This is a genomic window from Lysinibacillus fusiformis (assembly GCF_002845985.1).
GTDB classification, from domain to species: domain Bacteria; phylum Bacillota; class Bacilli; order Bacillales_A; family Planococcaceae; genus Lysinibacillus; species Lysinibacillus fusiformis_D.
On sequence record NZ_PDFK01000003.1, the window covers coordinates 479,497 to 505,879 of the forward strand.

Genomic DNA, 26,383 nt, shown 5'->3' on the forward strand with positions numbered 1-26,383 from the left:
TTCGCTCGTAACAACAGATTTCAGACAACAGTAAAGTTGACGAATTTAATGTTTTGTTAAATGATTCTGTATTAAAATAGAAAAATAACCAGGTACTCATTCGAGCGCCTGGTTTTTTACGATAAGATGATACATTAAACAGTCATATTCAGTTAGTGCAGAGCTCTTAAAAATAAATGTTTCTTATCTCATAGGTTTATCTTGGAACCACCAATCGCCAACATTATCAACAGCAAAATCTATTTTCCAAGGTCCAATTGTTAGCGATGAATTAATATCTTGATAACGAAACTTGTATTGATATTGATTTATAGAACCTGGGTACCCAGTATTAAATTTATCTTTTGTTCTGACCAAATCCGCTTTCCATGTGCCGCTCACCTGTCTTTCTACTATTAGAGCTGTAACACCAATTGCACCTAATGCTTTTGATACTTTATCAGATACTAATTTATTAGGAAGCTTTACTCCTAACCATGCACCTATAACAATTACACCTGTCATTAAAGTGGCTACATCACTAAATGATGTAGCTACACCTTTAAAAGAAAGACTGGCTGGAGCTACATAAACATAATCAGTAGCATAAACTGACATATCTGAATTTGTATCTGCATTAAAGTCAGGTTCAGTTATCTCAAGATTAATATCTTTACCATTTAAAGTAGCAATACCAGTAGAACTATTATAAATCAAAGTACTTTTTTCATTTCCGTTATTGAGTGAGTTTACTACAAAACCATCGTCAGTATATTCAACATTAATATCAATATTATTTAAAGAATTAACTAGATTAAAATTAAGCGAACTATCCGTAGTTACAGAATCTACTACCCTATACTCTGTTGGAGCAATTTCTGAGGCATATGCATTAGGAATACATACACTGCTACTTGCAAATAACATAGTTGAACAAAGAGCACTAGCAATTATTTTTTTTGAATTTAACATTTCATCACCTCATAATAGTATTTTTGGTACTATTTTACACCAACTTAATTAGGTATTTATGTAAAGTTATAATTTTCCGTCTCCTTTTTTTTCCTTTCTACTATAATAACTTCTAACAATTAAATTAAAGACAAAAGTCATGATTATCAAATATGCTGGAACTCCCCAATGACCTGTCGTAAATCTATCATAAAACCCCCAAACTAGGACGGATGTAAATAAAAAGACTACTGTTAGTCTTTCTGATTTTGGATAGATTTTATATTTATGCTTTTTTTCCACATCTTTAATATTGTTATTCATTTTTTCGTCACCCCTTTAAATTTTCTTATTAGTATTATATTCTCCAATTAGGGAAAAAATCCCTCTTTCATTTGTTTCTTAGTACTTGGATTCTTGTAGAAAAGCTTCACCCCGTGGATTTGCAACTAGTTATTCATTTATGCATTTTTAATTCAAATGGGGACATACTCATTCAACAAAGGTAGCCCTTCATGTAATACATTTTGTAAGACTACGAATTGAGCTGAAACTCCCCCACCCCTTTGATATCATAGAGTAAATATTTAATAAATACACATACCGATGATGGCTATAGACCCTTTTCAGAAGGGGCATATCAATTAAATTGGAAAGAGCCCAATACATTGGTCATAAGGTACGCGTTTGATTATACGTCTCTATACAGGTAGTTTCACTAAAATATAATTAGTACTTTTGAAGTTTGCACTAAAACTATGCTAGTAAAGGGTCACTACTCGCAGCGTGACCCTTTATTATTTTCTAACCCCACCATGAAACCCATTTAATGTACAATTTCTTTCAAAAACGATGCCGTTCATGCAATAATTCGATTTCATTATTAATTTTCATTCACATAGCCTGTTTTATCCTCAAAATGTGAAGTAACATAAAAGCTCTTAAATCGGAGAATATATTCAGTCCTTTGGGATGAATAATAAAAAAATTTGTAACATTAACATTCGTAACACCAATCATTTCAACTCGTTATCACGTTGATATAACTATTTTTTATCTACGGGGGCTTGAAAATGGAAATTTATATGCGTTTAGAATTGTTTGTACAAAATTTGAAAAGGTCTATTGACTTTTATAAAAATACAATTCATTTAGAGTTATATCCACAAAATGAGACTAGCTTTAAATAGAAAAACCTTAATGTACTTTTAACGCAATAAAATATTCTTTCAAAGGACCATTATTTCAGCAATATTAATACCTGGCGAAAAGGATATACGCGCTCTTTATATTTATTCTTTCCCAATTGCTCCTGTATCTTTTAAATCTTGCCATTCACTTTGGATTCAATGCCCTTAAAATCGCTAATACTCTAAGGACACTATTTAAATCAGTATCGGGACGTCAAAACAAACCGTGAAAGTTATTGGTGCTCAACAATTTTTTTCAAAAAATATTCCATCGATTTTGTCATATATGCATCTTTCCGTCGTATAAAGACGGTTGAAATAATGCCGTATTTATCTGGGATTGGATGACAATAAACCTTGCCTGTAGTAGAAAGATGTTCAACAGTTGATCGCGGAACAATCGTAACTCCTAGACCAATTGCAACACTTTTTAAAATGGTTTCTAATATGTTAAATTCAATGATCCTTTTAGGGAGTAAGCCCTCGTCTTTAAGCCACTGCTCTAGCTTCGCTCGATAACCGCAACCTTGGTTTGACATAAGAATTGGTGTAGTCATAAATTCCTCTATATGAAAAGTTTTTTTGGGGGTTATAAGAACGAGTTCTTCATTACATACATCGTATTGTTCTAAAAGTGGATGTTTAATGGGCCCGGTAATAAAAGCCCCGTCTAATTGGTGATCTGTAACTTCTTTAATGAGTTCTTCAGTTAAACCAGCTTGCAGTGTTAAATCGACATTGGGACACTCTTTGTAATAAGAAGCAAGAATATTTGGCAATATATTCACCGTTTCAACTGTACCAATTTTTAAAGTACCTGCTGGTGAATCACTATCTAAAAATACTTGTTTCAATTCTTCGACATCCTGCAAAATTTTATTAACATATACTAGCATTTTTCTTCCTTCTGCATTTAATGTCATCCCCTTTTTATGGCGGTAAAAAAGCGATGTTTTGAGCTCCTTTTCTAATAGCTTTATACGCGCTGTTACATTAGATTGAACATAATTTAATTCCTTTGCTGCATGGCTCACACTTCCGTGATTTGCGACGCTCTTAAAAATCAACAAGTCTCGTAGTTCCATTAAGTGCTCCTCTTGTAAAATATCATTTTAAATGATGTTATTAATCGTTTTCAATCATTATACATGATGCATATTCTTTTTTATAATGGCTATTGCGGAATTTAAAAAGAATTGGGATATACGGAGTGATAAATGTGAAAAATGTTCAATTATTAAAAGGCGCAGTGGCATGTTTAATAGCAAGTATGTCATGGGGAGCAATGTTTCCAGTCGCAGATCATGCTTTGGCCTACATAGATCCATTCTATTTTTCAACTATACGATATGGAGCTGTAGCTATTATACTAGTCATTTTCTTATGGATAAAAGAAGGAAGACAGGCATTTCGTTTTGAAGGAAAAGGAAAGCTGCTAGTCTTCTACGGAACGATGGCTTTTACTGTATATAATGTGCTAATTTTCTATGGCCAAATGTTAATGGGAAAATCAGGTATTATGGTAGCTTCTATTATGGAGGCGCTCATGCCGATGATTTCAATTGGCGTTTTATGGGGATTTAAACATGTGAAACCGAAGAAATACATGATGATCAGTATGGCTATTGCTTTTATTGGTGCAATTTTTGTCATTACAAAAGGTGATATAAGCTTCTTACTTACACTTAAGCATAATCTGTTTTCACTCGCATTTATCCTCATTGGTGTTGTTGGATGGGTGATTTATACGATGGGTGGAGCATCATTTAGTGATTGGTCTACCCTTCGCTATTCAACATTGACATGTGTTTTTGGAACAATTGTAACAGGTTTCTTAACAGTGTTATTTACAATCCAAGGGCATGTGTCTATGCCAAACATAGGAACGATTTCTGTAGTTAAGTATGATTTATTATTCATGATGATATTACCAGGTTTTGTGGCATTACTTAGTTGGAACTATGGCGTAAAAATTTTATCGTCCGTAAATGCAATTTTATTCATTAACTTCGTCCCAATCACAACATTAGTCATTATGATGATCCAAGGATATAAAATAACAATTTTTGATGTTGCAGGGACATTGCTTGTTATTATCGCCCTCATGCGAAACAATGTATATCAGCGTAAAGAAGAAAACGAGCATCAGAAGAATTTACTAAAGGAACAGTTGAGTAAGGTTATTTGATTTAAACGTTTGGAGGTTTTTATATGTATGAAAGTTTATTATTCTTCTTTGCTGCTGCAATTGGCTTAGAGCTTGCTGCAATTAATCGAAATGGTCGTAAAAAAATAGAACAGCAGGCTGAAATGATACAGCTATTAAAAGATGTACTTAGAAAATAATTAAGTTTAATAAAGGCATTATTAGGAATGTGATTACTATGTATCTTCAATGTGTTATAGTGCGTATCTGACTAAGCCATCGACGGGCATAAACCAATTCGAGCTGTGGCGTATACAAACGCTGCGGCTTTTTCTTTATTCATCGCCTTTAAACTATTTGAAACCTTTGCCAGTTTCATCCGTAAATTAATGCAGACAGTTTTCCTTTATCATTATTAGGAGGTTTCCGATGAATACTTTTGCTTTAATAGCTTTTCTATTTGCAGCAGCTTCTTTTGCTTTTGCTTCATCAGCTGATGCTAAGATTAAAAAGCTAGAAAAACGTATCGAAGAACTTGAAAAACACAAGTAATTACTTTAATACATAAATAGGTTAATAGAGTGATTAAATTATTTTTTTACGAAAGGAAGGAATGATTAATTAGATGAATAGCATCTCTCCTATCTATAACTCTACATATTCTAGATTATAGAAAGGGGGAGATTTAATATGGGAAATGAAGTTTATCATACAGACTATGGCAAACATGATAATTTATCATTTGCACTAATCGTTGTCCTATTTATTCTTTTAATTATTGTTGGCGCTCGTTTTATGCATAAGTAACACCTTTATTATTGGCTACATCCATAAACGCCTTCTTTAAGCTACCATAATCTAATGCTATCTAACATCCTTCTACACACATATTATGATCAAAGGGTCTTCCCCCACCCCAGTGACCCTTTTATTAATTTCTTTTCTTCACCTGCATATATTGTCACAACTCGTTTACTGAACACTTCTTTCAACTATTTCCTTATCTCATTCCTATAGGCTTAACTTCCCTTTTGTCAGCACTGGCTTAGATAATACTTTCACTGTATTCAGCTTCCATGCATAACAACCACCCTTTAAATCACCAAGCGCTCTAATTATTTTCGAATTCAATGACCATTTAACTGATTCGGTACCCAATGATATTCAACTAATTTTGCAGTTGCAATGACAAGACCCATTGATAAATTTGCATTTCCAATTCCATACTTTTGAAGCGCTTTTTTAATTAGAGGACATTCACAATATCCTATGTCCATTGTTTTACCAGCTTGGATAGCAATTGGATCAAGGTGTTGTCCTACTACATGTTTCAATTTTTTCTCACCAAGAGTGATTAAGCTCACTCAAGGTTGCTTAATTGTGGTAGCCTTCATCAGACAATCCCCTTCTAAAGCAAGCTCAACTGCTCATATATTTTTCGACAGGTATGTCTCAAACATGCTATGCACTGTTTCTACCATTTCAAGCAGAACGAACAACTACTTCTGCTACTCCAAAGTGTTCTAACAGCTCTTTACACTACATTAACCTTCATCATTTCGACAGTCTTTTATTTAAAAGATATCCATTAGCTTATGAATATCATTTAGACTGTCTCCAAAACAACATGCTACTACGCAAAAGAATGAAGAGTAAGATATCAAAAGAAAAAACTGTGACAAACATTGTATTTGCCACAGTCTAAAAGCCGCGAATTGAATTGTAGGTGCTATTATAAAATTTTATCCTTACAAATTTAATTATTATTGAATTGGACAGGAATGTACCAAAATTCCTCAAACTTGATGAATGTTCATCGTAACTGCTATACCCGACTATGCTTCCTTGGGTTCAACATGTACATGCACTTCATAAACGCCTTGTTCTTCAACCATATTTTTTTCAACAACAGACGCGACATCGTGAGCTTCCGTTATATCTAAGTTTGCATCTACAAGAATGACGACGTCTATCACCTCGTTGTTACCATAATTTCTTCCTCTGATTTCTTTTAGCCCTTTGACTCCCTCTATTTTTAAAATAATATCTTTGTATGTTTGAAGAATTTTCTCATCAAATCCATCAGAAAGTTCATGAGAAGCTTCTTTAAAGATGTCCCAAGCTGTTTTACAAATGATGAAACCTACCACTATAGCAGTTACCGTATCCAACCAAGGCATATGTAGTTGTGATCCTAAAATCCCTACAGCAGTGCCAATACTTACCCAAGCGTCTGACAAATTATCTTTAGCGGCAGCCATGACTGCTTTACTGTTTATCTTGTCAGCCAATTTTTTATTGTAACGATAGACAGCATACATAACCACTGCTGATCCTAACCCAACATAGGCTGCGATCATATCTGGAGATTCTTTTCCACCTTGAAAAATGGACGTAAAAGCACCCACTAATACTTGAATACCAACTGCCATCATAATAAATGAAGCTACCATCGATGCAATGGTTTCACTTTTCCAATGACCGTATCGATGATCATGGTCTGCAGGTTTTTGAGAAAGCTTTAGCCCTATAAGTACTGCAATAGAAGCAATAATATCGGTCGTATTATTTAGCCCATCTGCCTTCAAAGCTTCTGAACCCGTCATGTATCCCATTACAACTTTTATAATGGACAAAACTATATAGGCAATAATACTGATGATTGCACCACGCTCACCTAATTTAAGATTATTATATCTTTCTGCTTCCAATTCACTTACCTCCCACTTACGTACATTTTTATAATAACAACTCAACATCGAGTGGGTCTACAGCAACCTTTTTGCCTTACGATACATAAGTAGGAGGAGTATAAAAGTGTTGATTATGGGAAAAAATACAGCCTTGAGGAAGAAGCTTAGTCACTGGTTAAAAACCTAGAAATTATTATTTTAAACGAATAAAATAATATAGAATCTGTTCTTTAAGATTTTTTCCTCCAACGAACACACCTTACAAAACTTGGTCATTTCCATATTTGGGAGTGACCCTTTTTATGTTAGGTCATTTGCTGACATACAAAGAGCCTGCCCCAATGCCTAGCAAGACTCTTAATCTCAACTTTTCTATCCTCGCAAAAACCCACCTTCTGAATGAATGATTTGTCCAGTTATCCAGGTAGCCTCTTCACTTGCAAGAAAGCTAATGGTTTTCGCCACGTCATCAGGCGTACCAATCCGACCCAGTGGAAATTTCGGTAACAGATGGGTTCTAATGCCGTCATTCATCCAAGTAGAATCTGTTGGCCCTGGATTGACAGCATTTACGGTAATATCTAAGGGAGCGAGTTCTTGAGCTAAGGACCTTGTAAACGCTGAAATAGCTCCTTTCGTCGAGACATAGGCTAATTCCCCAACCATCGGACCTAAATCCTGACCTGATGTCATATTAATAATTCTGCCTGCTTTTAAATTGGCCTTTTTCCACAGTCGGGCAAATTCAACAGAAAGAAGAAAGGTTGACCTCATATTGACTGCGTAATGTTGGTCGAGTGTTAGCGCATCTAACTTTAAATAGCCATCTTGTGCTGAATGAGCTGCATTATTTACTAGAATGGAAGGTACGCCTAGTTTTTCAACAACCTTCTGACATATCGTTTGTGCTGCCAGTGGATTTGATAAATCAATCGTCATATCTTCACAAGAGACCCTCATACTCTCTATCTCCATTTGGAATTCATCAATCCAAGCAGGATCAGCTTGCCAGTGTGTGAAAAAAATATTTACCCCATCCGCAGCCAATCTTCTGCAAATAGCTGTACCAATATCTCTTGGATGACTTGCACCTGTAACGATAGCCATTTTATTCATCATTCTTAACCTCCATTTTATAGGATATAGAGGTGTTCGTTGATATAAAAAAGGAGCATAACCAAACTGGTCTGCTCAGTCTTTAGTATTAACGTACAACCTCACCCTAAATAGGCTCTCCTCTCTATATAAGTGGGATGTGCTACTATTTATTTCATAGATTGTTTATGCCAGAGTTTTTCTATACAGCTCTTTCCTAATCAATGATCTGCATTTAAAAAACTTTTGTCATAACCCTTTAATCTAAAATTTTGATATTATTTTGAACATCGATAGAAAATTGCTCTACATCATAATGATGTTTCTTAATCATGTCTTCCGCTAGCTGATAAACCTGCTTTTGTATCATGTTATTTTTCTCTTGTGTTAAATTAATCCTTATCTGAATTTCCTCAGATGTAATACTATGATCGATACTGAAGATGCCATAATTTTGGTCAATCATTTCTTCAAATAGATTGGCGAGGACATCATTATAGCTTAGTCGCGTTGAGCTAGGCTCTGCTGGTTCGTAAAGATTTTTTAACGTTAATTGAAAAAAAACGGGATTTAAATTATTTTCTTTCAACACATTCAACATAATTTCTTCTATTTTTTGTTTGGTGCTAGTATCAGCCTTGTCTGGTAATGACACGAGAAGTTCGATTTTGTCATTAGGCAGAACCCCGTAATCTAATTGAAAGCTATAATTTTCTTTGCGCAAGGCATGGGAAATCTCACTGATTAAAAATTGATATTGCTGAATATAACCCAATAATTCATTATTGCTGGGCTGTGGCACTGAAACATTGGATTTTTCAGCATATTGAATAGGTGCATTCGCCAAAAGGAAAAATCCACTACAAACAATAACAGCTAGTAGAAACCATAACGTAAATACCTTTTTGATAAACATTTATAGCCCCCTTATTCGGGACTATATGCAAGTTCTGTAAAGCTAATTACGGTAGAATCTTATAAAACAACACACGATCTTGATTTTCGCCACCGTAATTGCTGTGGACGGACACCTTATCCATCTCTTTGTCACCCTTTTCCATTCTAAAGCCCATATTCGTATGAAAGGCTATCGAAATTTCGTTTATAGGTGACGTGACACATTTCACAATATTTCGATGATATTGCTTCACTACATGAAAGAATACGTCGTATAACCTTTTTGCAATATTCTGTTTTCTGTAATCAGGATGGACCCCAACAAAATGGATAAATGCTTCATTTGAGTTAGCCTGCGATAAAAACCCTACAAGAAAGCCAATAATTTCGCCATCCTTTTCCATAATTAGGCTAGTATTCGTAAAATGATCAAAAAATAATTTGGGCAGCTTATCTGACATATTCCTATCTCCCCACCACTCATTAATCAATGGAGATAAAATATAGTAATCTGAACTTTTTAAGCTACGAATGTTCATGGAATCCCTCCTCTATTTTCAACTCATCCTGTAACATTTGGCAACGGATCAGGTGCTACTGCAATTAAATAAAACGTTACAATCACCCTGGCAAACACGCTACCAATACGTATGAATTTGATTTACAAATCAGATAACGTTGGCGTTTCTTTGTAGCGCCAACGTTCAAAAAATAAAACTTTCTTCTGGATCATATAAGCACCATATACAATAACCATAAACAGGTATGGATAAAACAATGCTGATGAATAACATCTATATACCCTCCATCTACAATGTTAAATCATATTCTCATTTTACCCTACCATTTATTTCAATTTCAATGATTCAATCAAACCTTTGCCATCACTAATGATTTTAACGTATCACTTAACGTCTGAATGCGATTGGTCGTATCGGTCATCCTCACCAGTAGCTGATTTTCATCTTCCACTGAATGTAAAATATCGCCAGTGGACTCAGCATTTTGCTCAGTCATTTTATTAAGTCTTTCAATTTGCACTTGGATTGTCTCGAACTGTGAAATCGCACTGCTTAATTCATGCATTCCCCTAGTTAAATCTGTATTGGTTTGAGCAAATGAATCCTTCAAGACATTTAAGAAATGACTGACTTCCTGCAACAATTGTTCCCCATGCTGTAACGCTTTCTCACCATCGTCAGAACGTTGATGTGCTGCTGTTGATTTTTCAAACAAGGTTTTCGTCACATTTGTAATACTTACGGTAATCGCCGCGCTTTCCTCTGCTAGCTTGCGTACCTCATCTGCCACTACGGCAAATCCTTTACCATGCTCCCCTGCTCTGGCCGCCTCTATGGCCGCGTTCAATGCCAATAAATTGGTCTGCTCTGCAATATGCGTAATTCCCTTTAATAGGCTATCTACCGTTTGCAAGCTGTGCTGTAGCTCATTTACAGTTTCTGCAGTTGAGCTCATCGCATCACTCATCACGCTCATCTGGGCCATCGCCTCCTGCATTTTGTTCCAACCTGCCAAAACCTCCTGCTGCAGCTCAGTTGATTTTCCTACGGTATCCTTTGATATGGTCAAAGTTTCATTCACGAAATGGACGGAATCGCCCATTGTGCCATGAATCACTTGCAGACTAGAGGCTTCCTGCTGAATACTTGCCGAAATAGCCTCTGTCGCTAGCAATATTTGTTTACTAGAGCCTGAAATCCTTTGCATCGTTTGCTGGAATTGCGTGACATGCTCATCCAAGGCCTGACTGCTTTTTTCGATTTCAAGAAAGGTATTTTGTAACTGATTGAAGGATGCTTGTACCTCATTTTGCTGCGCCTTTGCATGTTCAATCAGCTCATTCCCCCATTTGGCTAGCAAATAAAAGACAATAATCACGCCATTCATAATCGCTAGAAGTGTTACAAAGACGATGATATCATCAAATGGGCCCAACAAGGATGACGAGTTGACCATATATAAAATGAAAAAGCTAAGATTTGTTAGAATACCAAAGAAGACAATTAATTCTTTTTTAAAATACAAGGCAATAATGGCCACCGTGCATAGTAAAATATAATGCTTATTTAATGAAAAGCTATCAAGCAAAAATAGTGTAAAAACAACACTTGATGGAATTAAGCCAAAGATAAAACCTTTGACATACGTTTTGATGGGTAATAAATAATTACAAACTGCCAATGAAATGACAGCAAGCCCAATAAATAAAAAATGTATTCCTTTCGATAGAATCATTGGTCCGCAAATTAAAATGGCTAAGATTGAGATGATAGCCAAATTGACACGGTGGACTTTCCGTGTGTCGTAACGAATTTTATTCTCCATTTTTATCCCCCTAAAAAATGAATGGACATTCAGTTTAATTTTCTATTATTATATAGTATAACTACTACTTTTTGTAGCTAAATATTGCATTCGAAAGCATATTTTAGTCATTTTTGAAATAAAAGGGGGAAATACATTTGACTAATGTCCAACAAATCGCACCAAATTTCTATTGTATTGACACACATGATTTAAATCGTGTGCAGCGAACGAGCTCCTATTTATTAATGGATGAAAAAATTGCCTTGATCGAAACTTCTGCAAGCCCTTCCGTTCCTTATATTATGGCAGGATTAAAGGAATTAAATATTGCATTAGAGGATATTCACTATGTAATCGTGACACATATCCATTTAGATCATGCTGGCGGCGCAGGTTTATTTTTACAAAGCTGTCCTAATGCCAAATTAGTAGTCCATCCACGAGGGGCGGCTCACATGATTGATCCAAGTCGCCTTATTTCCAGTGCAAAGAGCGTTTATGGTGCTGAATTTGATAAACTCTTTGATCCAATTGTGCCTATCGATGCTACGCGAATTATTGAGGTTAGCCATGAACAGCGTCTATCTTTAGGACAACATCATTTAACGTTCTTTCATACAGAAGGTCATGCTAAACATCATGTTTCAATGCTTTATTCTGCTACAAATGGCTTGTTTGTCGGGGATACAACAGGCGTTCGTTACCCAGAAATGGATGGTGAAGCGATTGATTTAATCATTCCGTCGACTTCTCCAAACCAGTACGACCCAGAAACAATGGAGCTATCTCTTCAATTGTATGAAAAGCTCCATGCAAGTGAACTATATTTCGGCCATTACGGTGCGTATAAAAATCCAACAGAGGCTTATCGTCAGGTGCGCTATTGGACACCTCTCTTTCTAGCAGAGGGTAGAAACGCACAAGCAACATCAAGCGACTTCCAGCAGCAAGTTCGCTATCTAGATGATCGCTTAAAGGCTCTTTTATTCAGCTATTTACAGGAAAACGACATTCCCACAGATCATCCAGTCTATCAAACAATCCCGTTCGATACGATTGTGTCATCAATGGGCATACTGGACTACTTAGAAAAAGTAAATACCCAGGCGTCACGCTAACAGTAAAAAGAGGTGTCTCTAGTGATTTTGGAGACACCTCTTTTCGGGGCCACAAGGAAACTTGCGAAACGCTTAGCTTCTCCACTTGCATCCCTATAAAGGGGACTGCTGCTAATGTAGTCAAAACTAGCCTGTTTTTCAGTAGGATTGCTTTTTTCCTACTAGCTGATGCTTGCTTATTCTTTTTACTAGGTTTAGAAGGGCCATGTATTCACCTAGATAAATTTGAAAAGGAATCATTCTTTTAAACGATCCAAAGCAGCTTGAAAATCCTGTTGCTCCCCCACCTCACGAAATGATTGAAAGGGGTTACTCCCTTTTTTCATACGTTCCATGACAGCAGGAATCGTGAAGAACTCTGGTGATAGACTCTCATGAACTTCCCCCCAATGCAGAGGTGTTGCGACTAAGCCCTGTACATTGCCACGAGTGGAATAGGGAGCAATAATGGTTTTACCCTCAGCATGCTGTAAATAATCTAAATATAATTTTTCATGACGATTCTTTTTTAAACGCTCCATTGTATATAAATTCGGTTTTTGCTGACATAAAAAACGACAAACAAATTCAGTAAACACACGCACCTCTTCATAGCTAAAAGTATTTTCGGGTAATGGAATATAAAGCTGTAAGCCTTTCCCGCCCGATGTTTTGACAAAAGATTGTAGATTAAAAAAGTCAATAATGTCCTTTAAATCAAGTGCACCTGTAATAGCTAATGAAAAATGCTGTGCTGAGGGAGGATCCAAATCGAAAACAATTTCTGTTGGATAAATGGAATGCTGTGTCTGAAATGGAATGTGCAGCTCTATAGCCAGTTGATTTCCTAACCACAAAAGGGTTTCCATATTGTTACATATTATAGTATCAATATGATCCATCGCCGTCGTTGCCACAAAATCAGGCAGTTTTTCTGGTCTACTTTTTTGATAAAAGCTTTCTCCTGGAACACCATGTGGAAATCGTATTAATGTAAGTGGACGATCCTTTAGAAAAGGTAATAAATAGGGCGCGATGCTTTGTAAATAGGATAAATAATAATCCTTTGTTATACCCATTGCAGGCCACACTGGTTTCTCTGGATGGGTAATGGGTACTGATTCGGGGATTGGAAAAAGCTGCCGCTGCATATGCTGCCATTGACAATCTTCTGGTGATAGCTCTAATCGGAAAGCATGAAATCTAGGCTCTCGAAGCTTACTGCCGTCGAAATCTATACATGCGATATCGACACAAATAGAAGGCTCTAACTGCCATAGTCCTTTATGGCGCTGCCCATTTGCCTGAAAGAATGCGACAAGTGTTTGCTGTTCTTCTTCAGCCATGCCATGCTTAAATGTAACGACTTCTCGTATTTGTCCCTCATCATAAATTGAGCCATGAAAATAGCCATTGACCTGATCATACTGCGTTACTATGACCGTCACATAACGCCAATTTTTAATTTTTAACCAATGACTAGAACGGGTGTTATCCAGCCATTTACTTGTTTTCTTCTTCGCCACCATGCCCTCACCATTGTAAACCTTGATGGCTTGCCATACATTCTCTCTGTCCTCATCACCTTGGATCATTTGTATAGACCTTGGATCCTCATAGTCGACGCTTGGCAGTTTTAATCTTGTTGCAAGCTTGGACAATTGCTCTTTACGTGTTTTTAAATAGCGGTTTTGCAGTGACACCCCTTTGAAAACTAGCACGTCAAACACAAGATAGCGAAAAGGAAAAGCTTTTGCATGTGTCTCAATGGCATCTTGATTTTGCATTCTCCCTCTTTTTTGAACAATGGCAAATTCGCTTTTGTATTGATTGCGTAAATAAACTAACTCCCCATCTAAGGTTAGTGGTAAAAATGCTTGAATGGACGCATGTATTTGCTGACAAAAAGCCAAAATTTCAGGAAACAAGTGGTTTAAATTTCGACCATTACGGCTAATGAGCAGCGGCTCTTCATCCCAAACTAATATACAGCGAAAACCGTCATATTTCGTTTCAAATAACCATTCACCGCCACTAGGAATATCATTTGTTTCCGTTAAAAGCATTGGTTTCATTTCACCATACCTACTTTGCTTTTTATTTTCAGTGTTTGATGATTTCAATTTAAGATACATAAAAAGCATCAAAATATATCATAGTAAGAAAAACGAGGTGACAAACAATGCATACAGTGTGGAAAGGCAGTATTTCCTTTGGACTGGTTAATATCCCTGTGAAACTACATGCCGCTACTGAAAATAAAGATGTTAAATTGCGACAGCTTCACAAGGAGTGCCATACGCCGATTAGCTACAAAAAGGTTTGCGAGGGCTGTAACCAAGAAGTAAAAGATGAAGAGATCGTCAAAGCTTATGAATATGCCAAAAATAAATTTGTCGTGTTGGATCAAGAGGATTTAGAAAACTTGCGTAAGGAAAATGAAGATAAAGCTGTGGAAATTATTGATTTTGTGCAATTAACTGAAATTGACCCCATTTATTTTGAGCGCACTTATTTCCTCTCTCCTGATGCAACCGGAGCTAAGGCCTATTCCTTATTACTTAAAACATTAGAGCAATCAGGAAAAATTGGCATTGCTAAAATTATTATTCGATCTAAGGAACAGCTTGCCATCGTGCGCGTTTATCAAAATGCCCTCGTGATGGAAACCATTCACTATCCAGATGAAGTGAGAAGTGTTGGGGATGTTCCAAATATTCCAAGTGAACAGGATGTTGTACCAAAGGAGCTTGAAACAGCTCTATTGCTGGTAGACCAATTGACGACTACATTCAACCCTGAAAAATATACGGACGATTACCGCAATGCTTTACTAGAATTAATCGAGGAAAAGAAAGGTACGAATACGATAGCGACCAGTGATAAACAACGTCCAATTCCTGATAATGTCACAGATTTAATGACAGCACTACAGGCTTCCTTAGATAAAACAAAAAAGCCAGCTACAAGAAAGCGTACTACACGCACAAAGAAAAATGCTTAAAAAAAGCGTATCCTTTTATCGGGATACGCTTTAGAATTGTTGAAGGAAGTGATGCAAATCCTTTTTATGCTGAACTACTAAAATTTTATTTAACAGATCGCTTTGTTGTTTAAAAAATTTAGGTTTCCCCTTCTGCTCAAAGCGTTTATTCCAACGAAACATTTTAAAGAAAATCGAAAATGTTGGCTGATAATGGGCTTTTTCGATACCGATTTTTTGTTTCATAAACCGCTTCATAATACGGAAGACACGAATAGGATAAGGCGTATTGAGAAAGATGATGCAGTCAGCTTGTTGGAAGCTTTCAACAACCCACTCCTCTTGATGAATTCCTTCAATAATCCAAGTGTTCGTTTGGAGAATGCTTTGTAAGTGCTCCTTTTTTTCTTCATCTGTTCGCCTAATATCCCCTGAATCCTTTCGAATCCATGCCACATTATCTAATTCATAAAAAGGAATCTGATAGGTTTTAGATAATTCCCTCGCTAATGTCGTTTTCCCACTGCCAACGGATCCAATAATATGTATTCTTTGTGGAAATCCTATCGTCACCGAATCATCTCCCATCTTATGTATCTTTGTAGAAATATTCCCTTTATTATACAATAATTTTAATAATGGTAAAGAGGAGGTTCATACATGTATCAACATAAATTCGAAAAGAATCTACAAAAATATAATTATCCGACTGAATATGATTACCTTTACGAACACTATCAAGATGATCTTCACTATATTTAGCATTATTTTGGTAAATGTATGCTAATTTCTTACCTCCATTTAGAAAGAGACTTTATCATCATATTTGATACAGTCGAATGTAAATTCTCGCATCTTCGGATAAAGAGGCTCGATTTAAGCCTCTTTTCTCACCTGATAATGCATTTGCACCATTTGACCATATCGCTTTGTCTCCAGTAGCCTTAAATTTTCGAACGGACGTGGAGATTTAAACAAAGATATCCCTGCACCTAGCAAATGGGGAGTAATGGTAATAATCCATTCATCAATTAACTGTTCCTGTAAAAAGGCGTCTAGAATCCCCGCACCACCAACCATCCAAATTTTTGCACCTTGTTGTTCTTTTAATTGCTTAGTAAATGCGACAACATCCTCTTGAACAAACGTCACATGTTTATCTTTCCCAGATTGAGATGTTGTAAACACATAGCACCTTTTATCAGGATATGGGAACGTATCGCTATGCGCTAAAATATAATCGTATGTTCGTTTGCCCATAATAACAGTATCAATAGTTTGATACATATCGGAGTAGCCATTATCTCCTTCCCCTTCTGTTTCTTCAAGCCACTGTAAATCATCATTTTCCTTGGCAATAAATCCATCTACACTTAATCCGATAAATACCACTATTTCTCGTGACATCTCGTCAACTCCTGTTCTTTTGAAAATCTCTTGTACAATCTCTATACTAGATATAAAACATGACAACTATTGGCATGATTAAATAAAAAGGTGAAAAAATATGTCCAAAGCCAAACGATTAATTGATATTTTGTTATTTGTCAGTGCTAAAAAGAAATTTACAGCGCAGGAAATTGCCGACACATTCAATATTTCGGTGCGAACGGTGCATCGTTACCTTTTAGATTTAAGTGACATGGGGCTACCTATCTATGCGGAGCAGGGCAGACATGGCGGCTATACAGTATTGTCAAATGCGATTCTCCCCCCTATCTTATTTACTGAGGAAGAAGCGGTCTCTATTTTCTTTGCGTTCCAATCTTTGCATTATTATCGTGACTTACCTTTTAATACCGAAATGAAGTCTGTTTCTCAAAAGCTTTATGATTCCTTACAGAAGGAGGCCAAGAAAAAGGTGGATACGCTGCAATCCTATATGGCCTTTTGGAATCCTAAAAGGGCCATTACAACACCACTCTTAACAGACGTTTTAGAGGCAATCATCAAGCAATCACAATTGCATATCCAATATGAATCAAAGTCTGGTATCACTTCAAAGCATGTCCAGCCTATTGGTGTGTACGCTCATGATGGCTTATGGTATATGCCTGCGTTACTATTATCAAACGAAAAAATTTTACTCTTTCGTGTTGATCGTATCCATGCCATTGAAGCCAGCGATGAAAGCCATAAGACGACTATGAATTTGCAGCAATGGCTCGAAAGTGCCTATGAACCTCAACATCCTATTCGCTTATATGTAGAATTATCAAGTGAAGGGGTTCGTCAATGTTTAAGTGAGCCACATCTTGAAAAAGCTGTTGTCCTACTTAGTGATGGTACAGGCTATATTGATACGATAATCGATCAAGGTGAACTTCAATTTAATAGCTCCCTTTTCTTTCGCCTCGGTCCACATGCGATTGTCAAAGAACCCCAAGCATTAATTCAACTATTGCGTCAGCATGCACACGAGCTATTAGAGATATATCCAGAGCCAAATGAAAGCTAATCTGTTAGATGACAATTTCGTCAGATTCGTGTAACCTTCATCGTTACTACTTTTTAGTAAACTATCTTATACTTGGCTTTGAAGGAGGAGATGACCGTTGCAACCAACCGACAACAACAAACGAATTGATACATTAGATTATTTAAGAGGATTCGCTCTACTTGGCATTATTTTAGTTAATATTCCCGCATTAATGTGGATTGAACCCCCTACATTAACGAGCGATATCGCCTATAGTCGCTTTTTAACTCTTTTTATAGAGGGTAAATTTTTCATCATTTTTTCATTTTTATTTGGTATAGGATTCTATCTTTTTATTTCTCGTGCCCTTGCAAGAAATGAAAAAGCTTATTCCTTATTTAGTCGCAGACTTTTGATGTTATTACTTATGGGGATTGTCCATTTCTATTTCCAACCAGGTGAAGCCTTAACGGTCTATGCCATTTTTGGCTTTGTAGCCTTGCCATTTTATAAAATACGCAAACAATTCAATCTAATCATTGGATTAATCCTATTAGCTATTACTGCTTATTGGGGCCTTAAAATTTTGATGCCCTTTCCACTGATTTTGCTAGGTCTAACTGCTGGTCAATATCGCTTATTTGAAAATATCTCAATTCATCGACATAAAATCATACTAGTAACGATTGTTATGGGCTGTATAAGTATTGCTAGCTGGATTTATCAATGGCAGTATGTCCCTGATGCAATCGATACGATGGATCAGCTGTCCAAGGATCAGCTAGACGTCCATATTACAAATATCGAGCAATTTGCATTAATCGGATTACAGTTTAGCCCATTCGCTTCGGCATTTTACATGGGGACAATCATTCTATTACTACAAAGCTCTTTATTTCAACAACTGTTATCACCATTAAAGGCATATGGACGAATGGCCTTAACCAATTACTTGGGGCAAACCGCACTTATTCTAGTAATCGGTCATGCCTTCCAGCTCATTGGACAGCTTCGTTACATTGAGTCTTTGTGGATTTGTCTAGGTATTTATGTTTGTCAATTGCTCTTTAGCAAGCTATGGTTACATTTTTTCCGCTTTGGTCCTATGGAATGGCTGTGGCGAATGGGCACCTATTGGACAGCCCCTCCCCTACGCCAAAGCAAAAAAGGGCACTAATTATTTATCGTCAATGATAAACACCTATCAGTAGTGGATTAAACGTCATATATTGGTAATGTACCCTACTCGCTTTCCATCTTTGCTCATATCTTCAGCAAGAAACACATCCCCATTTTATTTGGTCACTTATTGCATACATACGATTACGGTCAGAAATATGCAGATGTGACTAATTTAAAAACAGCGTAAGCCCAGTGCTGACGCTGTTTTTTTATTTTTATAAAATAGCTATTAAGAACCGAAAGTAAACATTTGGGGCACTTTATAGGAAACACAAGAAAATAAATCTAGTGACTCAAACTGTAGATAAACTATTTTTGAAGAGTTCAGATGCTAAAAAATAGTTTGTCTCTTGCTTTATAGCAAATTTATCCAACATCATTTATACCTAGTGCTTTCTATGCTACAATTTACTATAAGTGAGGAAAGAAGGGTGTCTTATGAAAATATCAATTTATGTTGCAAGTGCATTTAGCAAGGATCATAAAGGCGGAAATAAAGCAGGTGTGGTATTTATTGAGAATACATTGACCACTACTCAAAAAATGGCAATAGCCAAACAACTGGGCTATGCGGAAACCGCATTTATATCAGAATCTGAAATTGCTGATTATAAATTTGAGTATTTTACACCAAAAGAAGAAGTTGATTTATGTGGTCATGCCACAATTGGCTCTTTCGCGATACTGATGCATTTAAATAAACTTTTCAGGAATAGCTATACGATTGAAACGAACAGCGGTGTCCTTACTATTACCATAAAAGATGACATCATATTTATGGAACAAAACAAACCGAAATTCTATGATATTGTATCTCCAAACGAGTTCATCGACTGTTTTGACATTAAAGATATAGACGATAAATACCCAATTCAAATTGTCTCCACGGGCTTAAAAGATATTTTAATTCCTATAAAAAGCGAAACACGATTACATCCACTGCAACCTAATTTTGAAAAAATTAAAACAATCAGCAAGTATTATAATGTTGTCGGGATGCATCTATATACTTTTAATGACAATCGAATTATATGCAGAAATTTTGCTCCACTATACGACATCAATGAAGAAGCAGCGACTGGAACTTCAAACGGTGCATTAGCTTGCTACCTTTATGAAAAGCACTACTTGCAAAAAGAAGTCTATGTATTTGAACAAGGGTATTCTTTACACTCACCTTCCGAAATATTAGTTAAATTAGCAACCAATAGCAAGAATGAAATAGAAAAAGTTTATGTTGGCGGCAAAGGCTATTATTGTGAAACTAAGTGTTTAAATGTAGAAAATATTGAGTGTAAATAAAAAGGTTGAGAAAATAATTTCTCAACCTCAGACTGTAGACAAAGTATCTGATTATTCGATGCTTTGTCTTTTCTTCTTGGTAAAATGCAATCAAATATACCGCTAAAAAATAGTTGTTCGTCATTCTTATAATCCTTGGACTAACATCTATATACGCGTTAATGCGCCATTAGGCTTTGGTAACTCTTGGGCTGTTATTTGATTCATTTTGCAAAAATGTTTAAAAAATTGTTGTGCCAGCTCTCGTTCATTTGTGTCACTTTTTAATGAAACTATATCAAGCAAAATTTGAGCCATCCATAAATTTTCAAAATAACGATATTTACCTGTATTCCATGTCATTTTTTCAGGGAATTTTTCATTGATATAATAGTGCCAGAAAAGCAGCTGATCCGATTCCTGTTCTGTAAGTTGAATTCTGTATTTTGAATGAGCTGGAATATATCCATCTTCACAAAGCTTGCCGACAAAGTTTTCATTCACCATATAGACACCTAAGATACGTCTGTCTTTTTCAAGCATGCTGGAATCTTTTGCTGTTAAGAGGACAGCGCTATTTTGGTGCAAACGGCTCGGTTTGTTTGGCTTTCCTTTGTTATTACCACTTTTTAATATACCCGAAAAAACTTTCCACTCTGAAAAAGAACTATCCTGTTCTTCTGAGTCACACCAAAAAACCATTTGTGATGCAGGATGAAGTTTATGGTTATGCATAAGTTTTTCGTGTTCCAAACGAAGTACCAGTTTTTTTCTTTGTAGTATTTTTTCCTCTTCCTTCTTCCATTCTTCCTCTTTTCGCTCAATTTCCTTTTTTTGTATAATCTCTTCAAGTAACTTAGCATCACTTTTATCATGTATTTTTAGGTGCTTTCCAAATACATCAGGGAAAACAAACCTTTTATTTTCCGATCCGAAATGTATTTCAATACTAGAATCATTATGCTTAACTATACTACCTATGCCAAAACGCTTGTGTGTAACTTTCTTATTGATTAGATTCATTATTCTAGTCCTCCTTAAGGAATAAAAACTCGGTTACTATTAGATAGTAAATTAATCATTTTATTCAACTAACTTCCTTTAAAGCACACATAACTGTTTTGATTTTTTCTTCGGCTTAAAAAAGGATATTAAAAAAACGTACCCAAATTCTATCTGTAAAAAAGGACATCTGAATTCGAAATACGATTTTAAAAAAGTAATTGTAAGACTATTATAACATTTTTTAAAAAAATTACAAATTTATTATTGACATCATATTTTACCATAAGGTAAAATGATTATTTATTCTTTGAATTACCTTGAAATAGCTATGTAATAAAAGCCTCCAAAAATCGCAAAATTTCTGGAAAACGCCTCTTTAAATAACCACTTGATTATTGGTGCTAAACATAGGAGGGCTTCATGAAATCAATGATGTTCCCTATAAAGAGACCCCCTGTTGCAAAAGTTTTTTGTAAGAAAATCAAGTTAGGGGTTTGGTTCTAACAAGCTTCTTACCTTCCTCTGTTTTAGATAGCAGCTTATTTAATTGTGGTCGGTCTGCTTTCGCTCCAGTGAATTTCTCTTTGTTAATAACCGTTGCCCTTCACTCACCACTATTATTCAAAACCTGTCATTTAAAAAAAATGCATTTTATACGCCTATTTGCTTGCAGAATCAACAACCACTCCAATCAGAGCTAAAAAACGAGCCCAGTGTTATATTGTTGTAGGTGGTTTTCTATTGCCTCTTTGCCAACATCAGTAACCTTTTAGGCTATGTATGCCAAATGATTCTTCACCTGTCACTTATCCTAAACATATAATGCAAATAATACCCTTTTTTGTAGGGAGGATTTTATGAAAAATAACAAGGGCTATAGGAATAGCGAGGGGATCGAATCAGTTAGCCAAGCAGCTAAGCTGGCGGTCATTGCAGGAGCCATTACAACACTCGGTGACGCAATAGCAACTATTGCGGCTGGTCTTGCTTTAGAGGATGAGTTGAAGGAAAATGAAAGCAATAGCAATGATATTGACAAACTACAAAAGCAAATTGACGAATTAAATTATGAATTGAAGCAATTAAAAAGGATGTTACGTTAGAACAGTATTTATACAAAAAACGACAATATCTTTTGGATATTGTCGTTTTTAGGCTATTTAGCAGCCCAAAGATCAATCTCTATTTTAATATCTGGTAGCCCTAAAGCCGTAACATAAGCAACAGTCATAGAGGGATAGGAATCACCAAACATGGCTTCCCATTGCTGATCGAAATAAGCCCAATCAGTCTCCTCTGTTGCCCAAATGTTAGCCTTGACTACATGACTAGCATCCAATTCCTCAGCTGCTAAAATCGTTTCTATATTATTAAATGTATTGGTTATTTGTTCCTCGAATCCTTGAGGCAATTGATCATCTTGACCAATACCTATTTGTCCTGAAAATGCATACATTGTTGCATCTTTCGGGATGATTGTTACATGGCTATATTTTCCGACTGGGTAAGGCACCTGCATTGGATTTTTACGCACTATTTTTACTGTCATCTTCCATACTCCTTTAGGTTCTTATTTTTCTAAAAAAGGGCAAACTTATCCCTTGTTCAACGATTTTAGAAAAAAACAGCCGTGGAGAACCCTATACCCATGCTTAAAAAACGAATAGATCTTTTTTTCATGTAAATTCTCCTCCTGTTCCCTAAAGTTATTTTCACTTTACCATTTCTATCCTAGCTAATCAAGGAAGCGTAGAGACGATTTATGAGTTTCTTTATTATTATTTCTCAGGCAATTAACTATATAACTATAACGAATACAGCATATAAATAATAGTGTAAAGCGAAATTAGCCTTACACCTCCGAAATTGTTACCAGGGTCACACCATCCCAAGTGACTCTTCTCATCTTAAAAAACTAGGCTCTCCTAATCGGAGCACCTAGTTTTTTTGTTCCTATGCATGTTCATTACTAAAATAGCATAGCATCCTCAACAAATTCTGAACAGACTATCTAAAATTGTTATATTCATAAATGCCATAATGGTTCTATACTGCACTTCATTCAATTTTTAACTTACTCATTACTGGATAGGCATAGATAGTCACTTCTTTTTTGGAGGGTGTTTTTCGAATTAGGTTCTATTAAAGGTGAATTGATTTTATACGTTTAGCCCTCTTCGCAATATGAATGCCAAATAAAAATTCACTTTTACTCCATACATAAATTTGCTATACCAATTGTAAAAACTGTTTCAATTGGTTGTCTATCTCAAGAGAATCCTGTTCGTTTTGTCCAATTCCGAAGCAATGTCCCCACTTAGATTCGATTGGTCGATAAACTGCATTAGGCATGTGCTTTACTTCATAAGTATTATCCTCTGGCGGAAAAAAAAGATCGGTCGACCCTGGCATAACAAGGGCTTGAGCAGTGATACAGTTTAACGCTTTTTCAAAATTTCTGTTGTCTTGAGGATTAGCACTTATATCTCCGTTAATACCTGTTCGTAGCATGGCAATCAAGTCGTTTGCATCAAAGGAAAGAAACACTTTATCCCAATAATCTTCTAGATATGCCTTTAATGTTGTGTACCCTTCTTCTTGATAGAGCTGTTCTAAATAGTAGGCTTGAGAAAATCCCCATGGCGCATAGGCGCGTCCCATCGCAGCAAGTCCTGCTGTAGGCTGATTAGTGTAGAAGCCTCGCTTCCAGTTGGCGTCTGCTTGCAATGCTGCGATAAGGCTCTCAAAAACAACTTGTGCATGTGGTCTGGTCTTTGCTGTTCCGCCAAACGGTGCAATCCGTTCGACCATCTCAGGATAACTTCTTCCCCATTGAAAGGTTTGCAGCGCACCGAGTGACCATCCAACGACTAGAGCAATTTTCTTAATACCAAATTTTTCAGTTATGAGTCGATGTTGTAACCGAACATTATCATAGATCGTTACAAGTGGAAAATTACCTTTATCCATAGGAGCCTGTGTATTGCTTGGAGAGGAGGATAATCCATTCCCAAACATATTAGGCACGATTATAAAATATTTGTCTGGATCAAGTGCTTTGCCAGAACCAATCAACCACTCATTATCCGTATGCTGGCCAGCAAACCAAGTAGGATAAACAATCACATTTGATTTTGCAGTATTTAAAGTTCCATAGGTTTTATAAGCAAGAAAAGCTTGAGGCAATTTTTGTCCCGATTGTAGCAAGACATCTCCAAGTGAATAAATTTCGTAATCTTTCATAATTCAAATCCCCTTTTATAAAATTTTGCGTGTAGCTTGATTTTTACTCTACGATACTGTTACCATCAAATCAACGAAACGTTTTTGAATATAACGTTCATTTTTTTTGAATTAAGAGGTGCTGTATCAATGGAAATCCGTCAGCTTAAAACATTTTGGACGCTTGCTTCCACTCGCAGTTTTAGTCGCACTGCCGAAGTGTTGAACTATGTTCCGTCTACTGTAACCATGCAAATCAAGGCGTTAGAAGAAGAATTGGGCGTCAGGTTATTGGATCGCTTGGGCAAGAGTGTCGTATTAACAGATGCTGGCCACCAGTTATTGCCCTATGCTACCAAAATATTAAACGATATAGAGGAAGCCCGTTGTGTCTCCAGTCAGAACGGAGAATTAACTGGCACAATTATCATTGGTGCAGACGAAGTACTCTGTACATACCGTTTACCAGCATTACTCAGAGATTATCGTCAACAATATCCCCATGTTCGTCTGCTTTTTAAGCCTTTGTCTGGTCAAAATTTGAAACAAAGTCTAAGAGAAGGAGATGTTGATGTGGTCTTTATGCTAGATGAACCGATCGTATCATCAGATCTTCATACAGAAATTTTATTGGACGAACCGTTTCTTATGGTTGTTTCCCCCGACCATCCATTAGCTTCTCGTGCTACATTAAGCATAGAAGATTTTAATAGAGAGCATATTCTATTAAGTGAAAAAGGTTGCTCTTATCGGACTTTCTTTTATCGTACTTTGGTAAAGAATGGGGCAGACAGCTTGACCGAACTTGAGTTTAATAGTGTAGAAGCCATTAAACAATGTACAATGGCGGGACTCGGTATTGCCTTATTACCAAAAATGGCGCTAAAGGGAGAAATGGAGCGAGGTGAGCTGATCCCTCTACCTTGGGATTTATCTGAAATACAATTTGCCACTCAAATGTTGTGGCATCAAGAAAAATGGATTTCTCCATCGATAAAAGCCTTTACAGATTTAGCAAGAAATTTACTACAGTAATATTCTTAGGAGGAAGGGGCGGATTCAGAAGTTAATGATACTGAATCGACCTTTTTCTAAAGAAAGGAAACAGACTCAAATTAGTGCACAAAGGACTTAAAAAATGTGACTACAACATCAAATTAAGGCTGCTTGAGGCTATGTTCAAAGCAATAGAAAAAGCCACCTCCCATTACGGGACATGACTTCTTCCTAAATCTCTTGATATTCACTTTTCAATATTGAAAAAATGGCAAGATCAACATACTTCCCTTTTTCAAGTTCGTGTTGTCTCAAAACACCCTCTTGACTAAAATTTAATTTTTCCAACAATCTTATAGATGAATTGTTTTCTGGCTCTATTTTCGCTTCGATTTTATTTATTCCCATCGACGTAAAAGCAAAATGTATAATCTTACTTAAAGCCTCTTGCATAATACCCTTTCCCCAATGTTCAGGGTTTAAATCATAGCCAATTTCTATGCGGTTATGTTCTTTTTCATAATTCAAATAACCACAAGTGCCAATCACTTTTTTGGTCTTAGCTTCTTCAATTACCCATCTTAAGCCAGTTTGTTCTTTGAAAATTTTATCATACCAGTTTAATTCATGTAATGCATCATCAACTGAAGCAAATAATGTTAATGGCAAATACTTGACCACTTTTTCATCAGAATAAAGTGCAAAAATATCTTTGCAATCATCAACTATACCTTTTCGTAAGATAAAGCGTTCCGTTTCCAATTTAGGAAAATCTTTAAATTCGAAATTTATACTCATCATAACTCCTTTTCACCATCATTAGCATTATTCATAAATAAATAGTAACACATTATATTCAGAAAATTATCATAACTATTCAATTTGTACATGCAACTCTTTTTATCATTACAAAAACAAA

At 36.0% G+C, this 26,383-nt stretch carries 27 protein-coding genes; 11 read left to right on the forward strand and 16 right to left on the reverse strand.

Going from position 1 to position 26,383, the window contains the following annotated elements; genetic code table 11:
- Positions 1–183: 183 nt before the first annotated feature.
- The 3 genes from CRI88_RS12995 to CRI88_RS13005 form a co-directional block, all read right to left on the reverse strand.
- On the reverse strand, positions 184–951 hold the full coding sequence (locus CRI88_RS12995) for a hypothetical protein (protein ID WP_058843688.1): 768 nt from the start codon (positions 949–951) through the stop codon (positions 184–186).
- A gap of 66 nt (positions 952–1,017) precedes the next feature.
- Positions 1,018–1,254, reverse strand: a complete 237-nt coding sequence (locus tag CRI88_RS13000) for a hypothetical protein (RefSeq protein ID WP_036116996.1) — start codon at positions 1,252–1,254, stop codon at positions 1,018–1,020.
- A 1,099-nt stretch (positions 1,255–2,353) separates the two neighbouring features.
- Complete coding sequence (locus CRI88_RS13005) at positions 2,354–3,205, reverse strand: LysR family transcriptional regulator (RefSeq protein WP_036116998.1); 852 nt, start codon at positions 3,203–3,205, stop codon at positions 2,354–2,356.
- Between the two features lie 185 nt (positions 3,206–3,390).
- Here CRI88_RS13005 and CRI88_RS13010 point away from each other — a divergent pair, with 185 nt between their 5' ends.
- The 4 genes from CRI88_RS13010 to CRI88_RS13020 all read left to right on the forward strand — a co-directional run bounded on the left by CRI88_RS13010 (position 3,391) and on the right by CRI88_RS13020 (position 5,073).
- Positions 3,391–4,308: a DMT family transporter gene (locus tag CRI88_RS13010; RefSeq protein WP_283778197.1), complete on the forward strand. Its 918-nt coding sequence runs from the start codon at positions 3,391–3,393 to the stop codon at positions 4,306–4,308.
- Positions 4,309–4,331: 23 nt separating this feature from the next.
- Positions 4,332–4,466: a YrzO family protein gene (locus CRI88_RS13015; RefSeq protein WP_080717008.1), complete on the forward strand. Its 135-nt coding sequence runs from the start codon at positions 4,332–4,334 to the stop codon at positions 4,464–4,466.
- A gap of 229 nt (positions 4,467–4,695) precedes the next feature.
- Positions 4,696–4,818: a hypothetical protein gene (locus CRI88_RS22925; RefSeq protein WP_256375530.1), complete on the forward strand. Its 123-nt coding sequence runs from the start codon at positions 4,696–4,698 to the stop codon at positions 4,816–4,818.
- Positions 4,819–4,956: 138 nt separating this feature from the next.
- The gene (locus CRI88_RS13020) at positions 4,957–5,073 is read left to right on the forward strand and encodes a YjcZ family sporulation protein (RefSeq protein ID WP_080717009.1); all 117 of its coding nucleotides are present in this window, start codon (positions 4,957–4,959) and stop codon (positions 5,071–5,073) included.
- A gap of 320 nt (positions 5,074–5,393) precedes the next feature.
- Here CRI88_RS13020 and CRI88_RS13025 read toward each other — a convergent pair whose 3' ends face one another.
- From CRI88_RS13025 to CRI88_RS13050, 6 genes are all read right to left on the reverse strand, one after another.
- The gene (locus CRI88_RS13025) at positions 5,394–5,630 is read right to left on the reverse strand and encodes a hypothetical protein (RefSeq protein WP_180957806.1); all 237 of its coding nucleotides are present in this window, start codon (positions 5,628–5,630) and stop codon (positions 5,394–5,396) included.
- Positions 5,631–6,101: 471 nt separating this feature from the next.
- Entirely contained in the window at positions 6,102–6,977 is an 876-nt protein-coding gene (locus CRI88_RS13030; protein WP_101966709.1) for a cation diffusion facilitator family transporter, read from the reverse strand.
- Between the two features lie 354 nt (positions 6,978–7,331).
- Complete coding sequence (locus tag CRI88_RS13035; protein WP_374703117.1) at positions 7,332–8,078, reverse strand: SDR family oxidoreductase; 747 nt, start codon at positions 8,076–8,078, stop codon at positions 7,332–7,334.
- A 235-nt stretch (positions 8,079–8,313) separates the two neighbouring features.
- Complete coding sequence (locus tag CRI88_RS13040) at positions 8,314–8,970, reverse strand: hypothetical protein (RefSeq protein ID WP_058843683.1); 657 nt, start codon at positions 8,968–8,970, stop codon at positions 8,314–8,316.
- A gap of 46 nt (positions 8,971–9,016) precedes the next feature.
- Positions 9,017–9,490, reverse strand: coding sequence for a GNAT family N-acetyltransferase (locus CRI88_RS13045; RefSeq protein ID WP_036117011.1), 474 nt, complete (start codon positions 9,488–9,490; stop codon positions 9,017–9,019).
- 331 nt (positions 9,491–9,821) lie between these two features.
- Positions 9,822–11,297: a methyl-accepting chemotaxis protein gene (locus tag CRI88_RS13050; protein WP_036117013.1), complete on the reverse strand. Its 1,476-nt coding sequence runs from the start codon at positions 11,295–11,297 to the stop codon at positions 9,822–9,824.
- A gap of 137 nt (positions 11,298–11,434) precedes the next feature.
- On the opposite strand from CRI88_RS13050, the gene CRI88_RS13055 reads away from it, so the two are divergent.
- Complete coding sequence (locus CRI88_RS13055; protein WP_101966710.1) at positions 11,435–12,397, forward strand: MBL fold metallo-hydrolase; 963 nt, start codon at positions 11,435–11,437, stop codon at positions 12,395–12,397.
- Between the two features lie 236 nt (positions 12,398–12,633).
- Here CRI88_RS13055 and CRI88_RS13060 read toward each other — a convergent pair whose 3' ends face one another.
- Entirely contained in the window at positions 12,634–14,451 is a 1,818-nt protein-coding gene (locus CRI88_RS13060; RefSeq protein WP_101966711.1) for a DNA ligase D, read from the reverse strand.
- A 107-nt stretch (positions 14,452–14,558) separates the two neighbouring features.
- Here CRI88_RS13060 and ku point away from each other — a divergent pair, with 107 nt between their 5' ends.
- Complete coding sequence (gene ku, locus CRI88_RS13065; protein WP_058843681.1) at positions 14,559–15,380, forward strand: non-homologous end joining protein Ku; 822 nt, start codon at positions 14,559–14,561, stop codon at positions 15,378–15,380.
- A gap of 30 nt (positions 15,381–15,410) precedes the next feature.
- Here ku and CRI88_RS13070 read toward each other — a convergent pair whose 3' ends face one another.
- Both CRI88_RS13070 and CRI88_RS13075 read right to left on the reverse strand, forming a co-directional pair.
- Entirely contained in the window at positions 15,411–15,932 is a 522-nt protein-coding gene (locus tag CRI88_RS13070; protein ID WP_101966712.1) for an AAA family ATPase, read from the reverse strand.
- Between the two features lie 303 nt (positions 15,933–16,235).
- On the reverse strand, positions 16,236–16,766 hold the full coding sequence (locus CRI88_RS13075) for a dihydrofolate reductase family protein (protein ID WP_036117023.1): 531 nt from the start codon (positions 16,764–16,766) through the stop codon (positions 16,236–16,238).
- 100 nt (positions 16,767–16,866) lie between these two features.
- Between CRI88_RS13075 and CRI88_RS13080 the strand changes: the two genes are divergently transcribed.
- The 3 genes from CRI88_RS13080 to CRI88_RS13090 all read left to right on the forward strand — a co-directional run bounded on the left by CRI88_RS13080 (position 16,867) and on the right by CRI88_RS13090 (position 20,262).
- The gene (locus CRI88_RS13080) at positions 16,867–17,817 is read left to right on the forward strand and encodes a helix-turn-helix transcriptional regulator (protein WP_058843679.1); all 951 of its coding nucleotides are present in this window, start codon (positions 16,867–16,869) and stop codon (positions 17,815–17,817) included.
- A 97-nt stretch (positions 17,818–17,914) separates the two neighbouring features.
- Positions 17,915–18,955: a DUF418 domain-containing protein gene (locus tag CRI88_RS13085; RefSeq protein ID WP_101966713.1), complete on the forward strand. Its 1,041-nt coding sequence runs from the start codon at positions 17,915–17,917 to the stop codon at positions 18,953–18,955.
- A 443-nt stretch (positions 18,956–19,398) separates the two neighbouring features.
- Complete coding sequence (locus tag CRI88_RS13090; protein WP_101966714.1) at positions 19,399–20,262, forward strand: PhzF family phenazine biosynthesis protein; 864 nt, start codon at positions 19,399–19,401, stop codon at positions 20,260–20,262.
- Positions 20,263–20,409: 147 nt separating this feature from the next.
- On the opposite strand, the gene CRI88_RS13095 is transcribed toward CRI88_RS13090, so the two are convergent.
- A complete protein-coding gene (locus CRI88_RS13095; protein WP_101966715.1) occupies positions 20,410–21,264 on the reverse strand; it encodes a malate synthase in 855 nt (284 codons plus the stop codon).
- Positions 21,265–22,103: 839 nt separating this feature from the next.
- Here CRI88_RS13095 and CRI88_RS13105 point away from each other — a divergent pair.
- On the forward strand, positions 22,104–22,349 hold the full coding sequence (locus CRI88_RS13105) for a hypothetical protein (protein WP_036117032.1): 246 nt from the start codon (positions 22,104–22,106) through the stop codon (positions 22,347–22,349).
- A gap of 53 nt (positions 22,350–22,402) precedes the next feature.
- Here CRI88_RS13105 and CRI88_RS13110 read toward each other — a convergent pair whose 3' ends face one another.
- Positions 22,403–22,795 (reverse strand): RidA family protein, encoded by a 393-nt coding sequence (locus CRI88_RS13110; RefSeq protein ID WP_089932732.1) that lies wholly within the window; start codon positions 22,793–22,795, stop codon positions 22,403–22,405.
- Between the two features lie 680 nt (positions 22,796–23,475).
- Complete coding sequence (locus tag CRI88_RS13115; RefSeq protein ID WP_089932729.1) at positions 23,476–24,489, reverse strand: alpha/beta fold hydrolase; 1,014 nt, start codon at positions 24,487–24,489, stop codon at positions 23,476–23,478.
- A gap of 129 nt (positions 24,490–24,618) precedes the next feature.
- Between CRI88_RS13115 and CRI88_RS13120 the strand changes: the two genes are divergently transcribed.
- Positions 24,619–25,503, forward strand: coding sequence for a LysR family transcriptional regulator (locus CRI88_RS13120; protein WP_089932724.1), 885 nt, complete (start codon positions 24,619–24,621; stop codon positions 25,501–25,503).
- 192 nt (positions 25,504–25,695) lie between these two features.
- Here CRI88_RS13120 and CRI88_RS13125 read toward each other — a convergent pair whose 3' ends face one another.
- Positions 25,696–26,265, reverse strand: coding sequence for a GNAT family N-acetyltransferase (locus tag CRI88_RS13125; protein WP_374703118.1), 570 nt, complete (start codon positions 26,263–26,265; stop codon positions 25,696–25,698).
- Between the last annotated feature and the right edge of the window lie 118 nt (positions 26,266–26,383).

What these genes read in the sequence shown, in the direction of transcription:
- CRI88_RS13010 (WP_283778197.1), top strand. Translation starts at nt 3,391, where the DNA reads ATGTCATGGGGAGCAATGTTTCCAGTCGCAGATCATGCTTTGGCCTAC.
- CRI88_RS13050 (WP_036117013.1), bottom strand. Translation starts at nt 11,297, where the DNA reads ATGGAGAATAAAATTCGTTACGACACACGGAAAGTCCACCGTGTCAAT.
- CRI88_RS13000 (WP_036116996.1), bottom strand. Translation starts at nt 1,254, where the DNA reads ATGAATAACAATATTAAAGATGTGGAAAAAAAGCATAAATATAAAATC.
- CRI88_RS13060 (WP_101966711.1), bottom strand. Translation starts at nt 14,451, where the DNA reads ATGAAACCAATGCTTTTAACGGAAACAAATGATATTCCTAGTGGCGGT.
- CRI88_RS13115 (WP_089932729.1), bottom strand. Translation starts at nt 24,489, where the DNA reads ATGAAAGATTACGAAATTTATTCACTTGGAGATGTCTTGCTACAATCG.
- CRI88_RS13125 (WP_374703118.1), bottom strand. Translation starts at nt 26,265, where the DNA reads ATGATGAGTATAAATTTCGAATTTAAAGATTTTCCTAAATTGGAAACG.
- CRI88_RS13015 (WP_080717008.1), top strand. Translation starts at nt 4,332, where the DNA reads ATGTATGAAAGTTTATTATTCTTCTTTGCTGCTGCAATTGGCTTAGAG.
- CRI88_RS13105 (WP_036117032.1), top strand. Translation starts at nt 22,104, where the DNA reads ATGAAAAATAACAAGGGCTATAGGAATAGCGAGGGGATCGAATCAGTT.
- ku (WP_058843681.1), top strand. Translation starts at nt 14,559, where the DNA reads ATGCATACAGTGTGGAAAGGCAGTATTTCCTTTGGACTGGTTAATATC.
- CRI88_RS13020 (WP_080717009.1), top strand. Translation starts at nt 4,957, where the DNA reads ATGGGAAATGAAGTTTATCATACAGACTATGGCAAACATGATAATTTA.
- CRI88_RS22925 (WP_256375530.1), top strand. Translation starts at nt 4,696, where the DNA reads ATGAATACTTTTGCTTTAATAGCTTTTCTATTTGCAGCAGCTTCTTTT.
- CRI88_RS13090 (WP_101966714.1), top strand. Translation starts at nt 19,399, where the DNA reads ATGAAAATATCAATTTATGTTGCAAGTGCATTTAGCAAGGATCATAAA.
- CRI88_RS13045 (WP_036117011.1), bottom strand. Translation starts at nt 9,490, where the DNA reads ATGAACATTCGTAGCTTAAAAAGTTCAGATTACTATATTTTATCTCCA.
- CRI88_RS13110 (WP_089932732.1), bottom strand. Translation starts at nt 22,795, where the DNA reads ATGACAGTAAAAATAGTGCGTAAAAATCCAATGCAGGTGCCTTACCCA.
- CRI88_RS13005 (WP_036116998.1), bottom strand. Translation starts at nt 3,205, where the DNA reads ATGGAACTACGAGACTTGTTGATTTTTAAGAGCGTCGCAAATCACGGA.
- CRI88_RS13095 (WP_101966715.1), bottom strand. Translation starts at nt 21,264, where the DNA reads ATGAATCTAATCAATAAGAAAGTTACACACAAGCGTTTTGGCATAGGT.
- CRI88_RS13035 (WP_374703117.1), bottom strand. Translation starts at nt 8,078, where the DNA reads ATGATGAATAAAATGGCTATCGTTACAGGTGCAAGTCATCCAAGAGAT.
- CRI88_RS13040 (WP_058843683.1), bottom strand. Translation starts at nt 8,970, where the DNA reads ATGTTTATCAAAAAGGTATTTACGTTATGGTTTCTACTAGCTGTTATT.
- CRI88_RS13080 (WP_058843679.1), top strand. Translation starts at nt 16,867, where the DNA reads ATGTCCAAAGCCAAACGATTAATTGATATTTTGTTATTTGTCAGTGCT.
- CRI88_RS12995 (WP_058843688.1), bottom strand. Translation starts at nt 951, where the DNA reads ATGTTAAATTCAAAAAAAATAATTGCTAGTGCTCTTTGTTCAACTATG.
- CRI88_RS13120 (WP_089932724.1), top strand. Translation starts at nt 24,619, where the DNA reads ATGGAAATCCGTCAGCTTAAAACATTTTGGACGCTTGCTTCCACTCGC.
- CRI88_RS13075 (WP_036117023.1), bottom strand. Translation starts at nt 16,766, where the DNA reads ATGTCACGAGAAATAGTGGTATTTATCGGATTAAGTGTAGATGGATTT.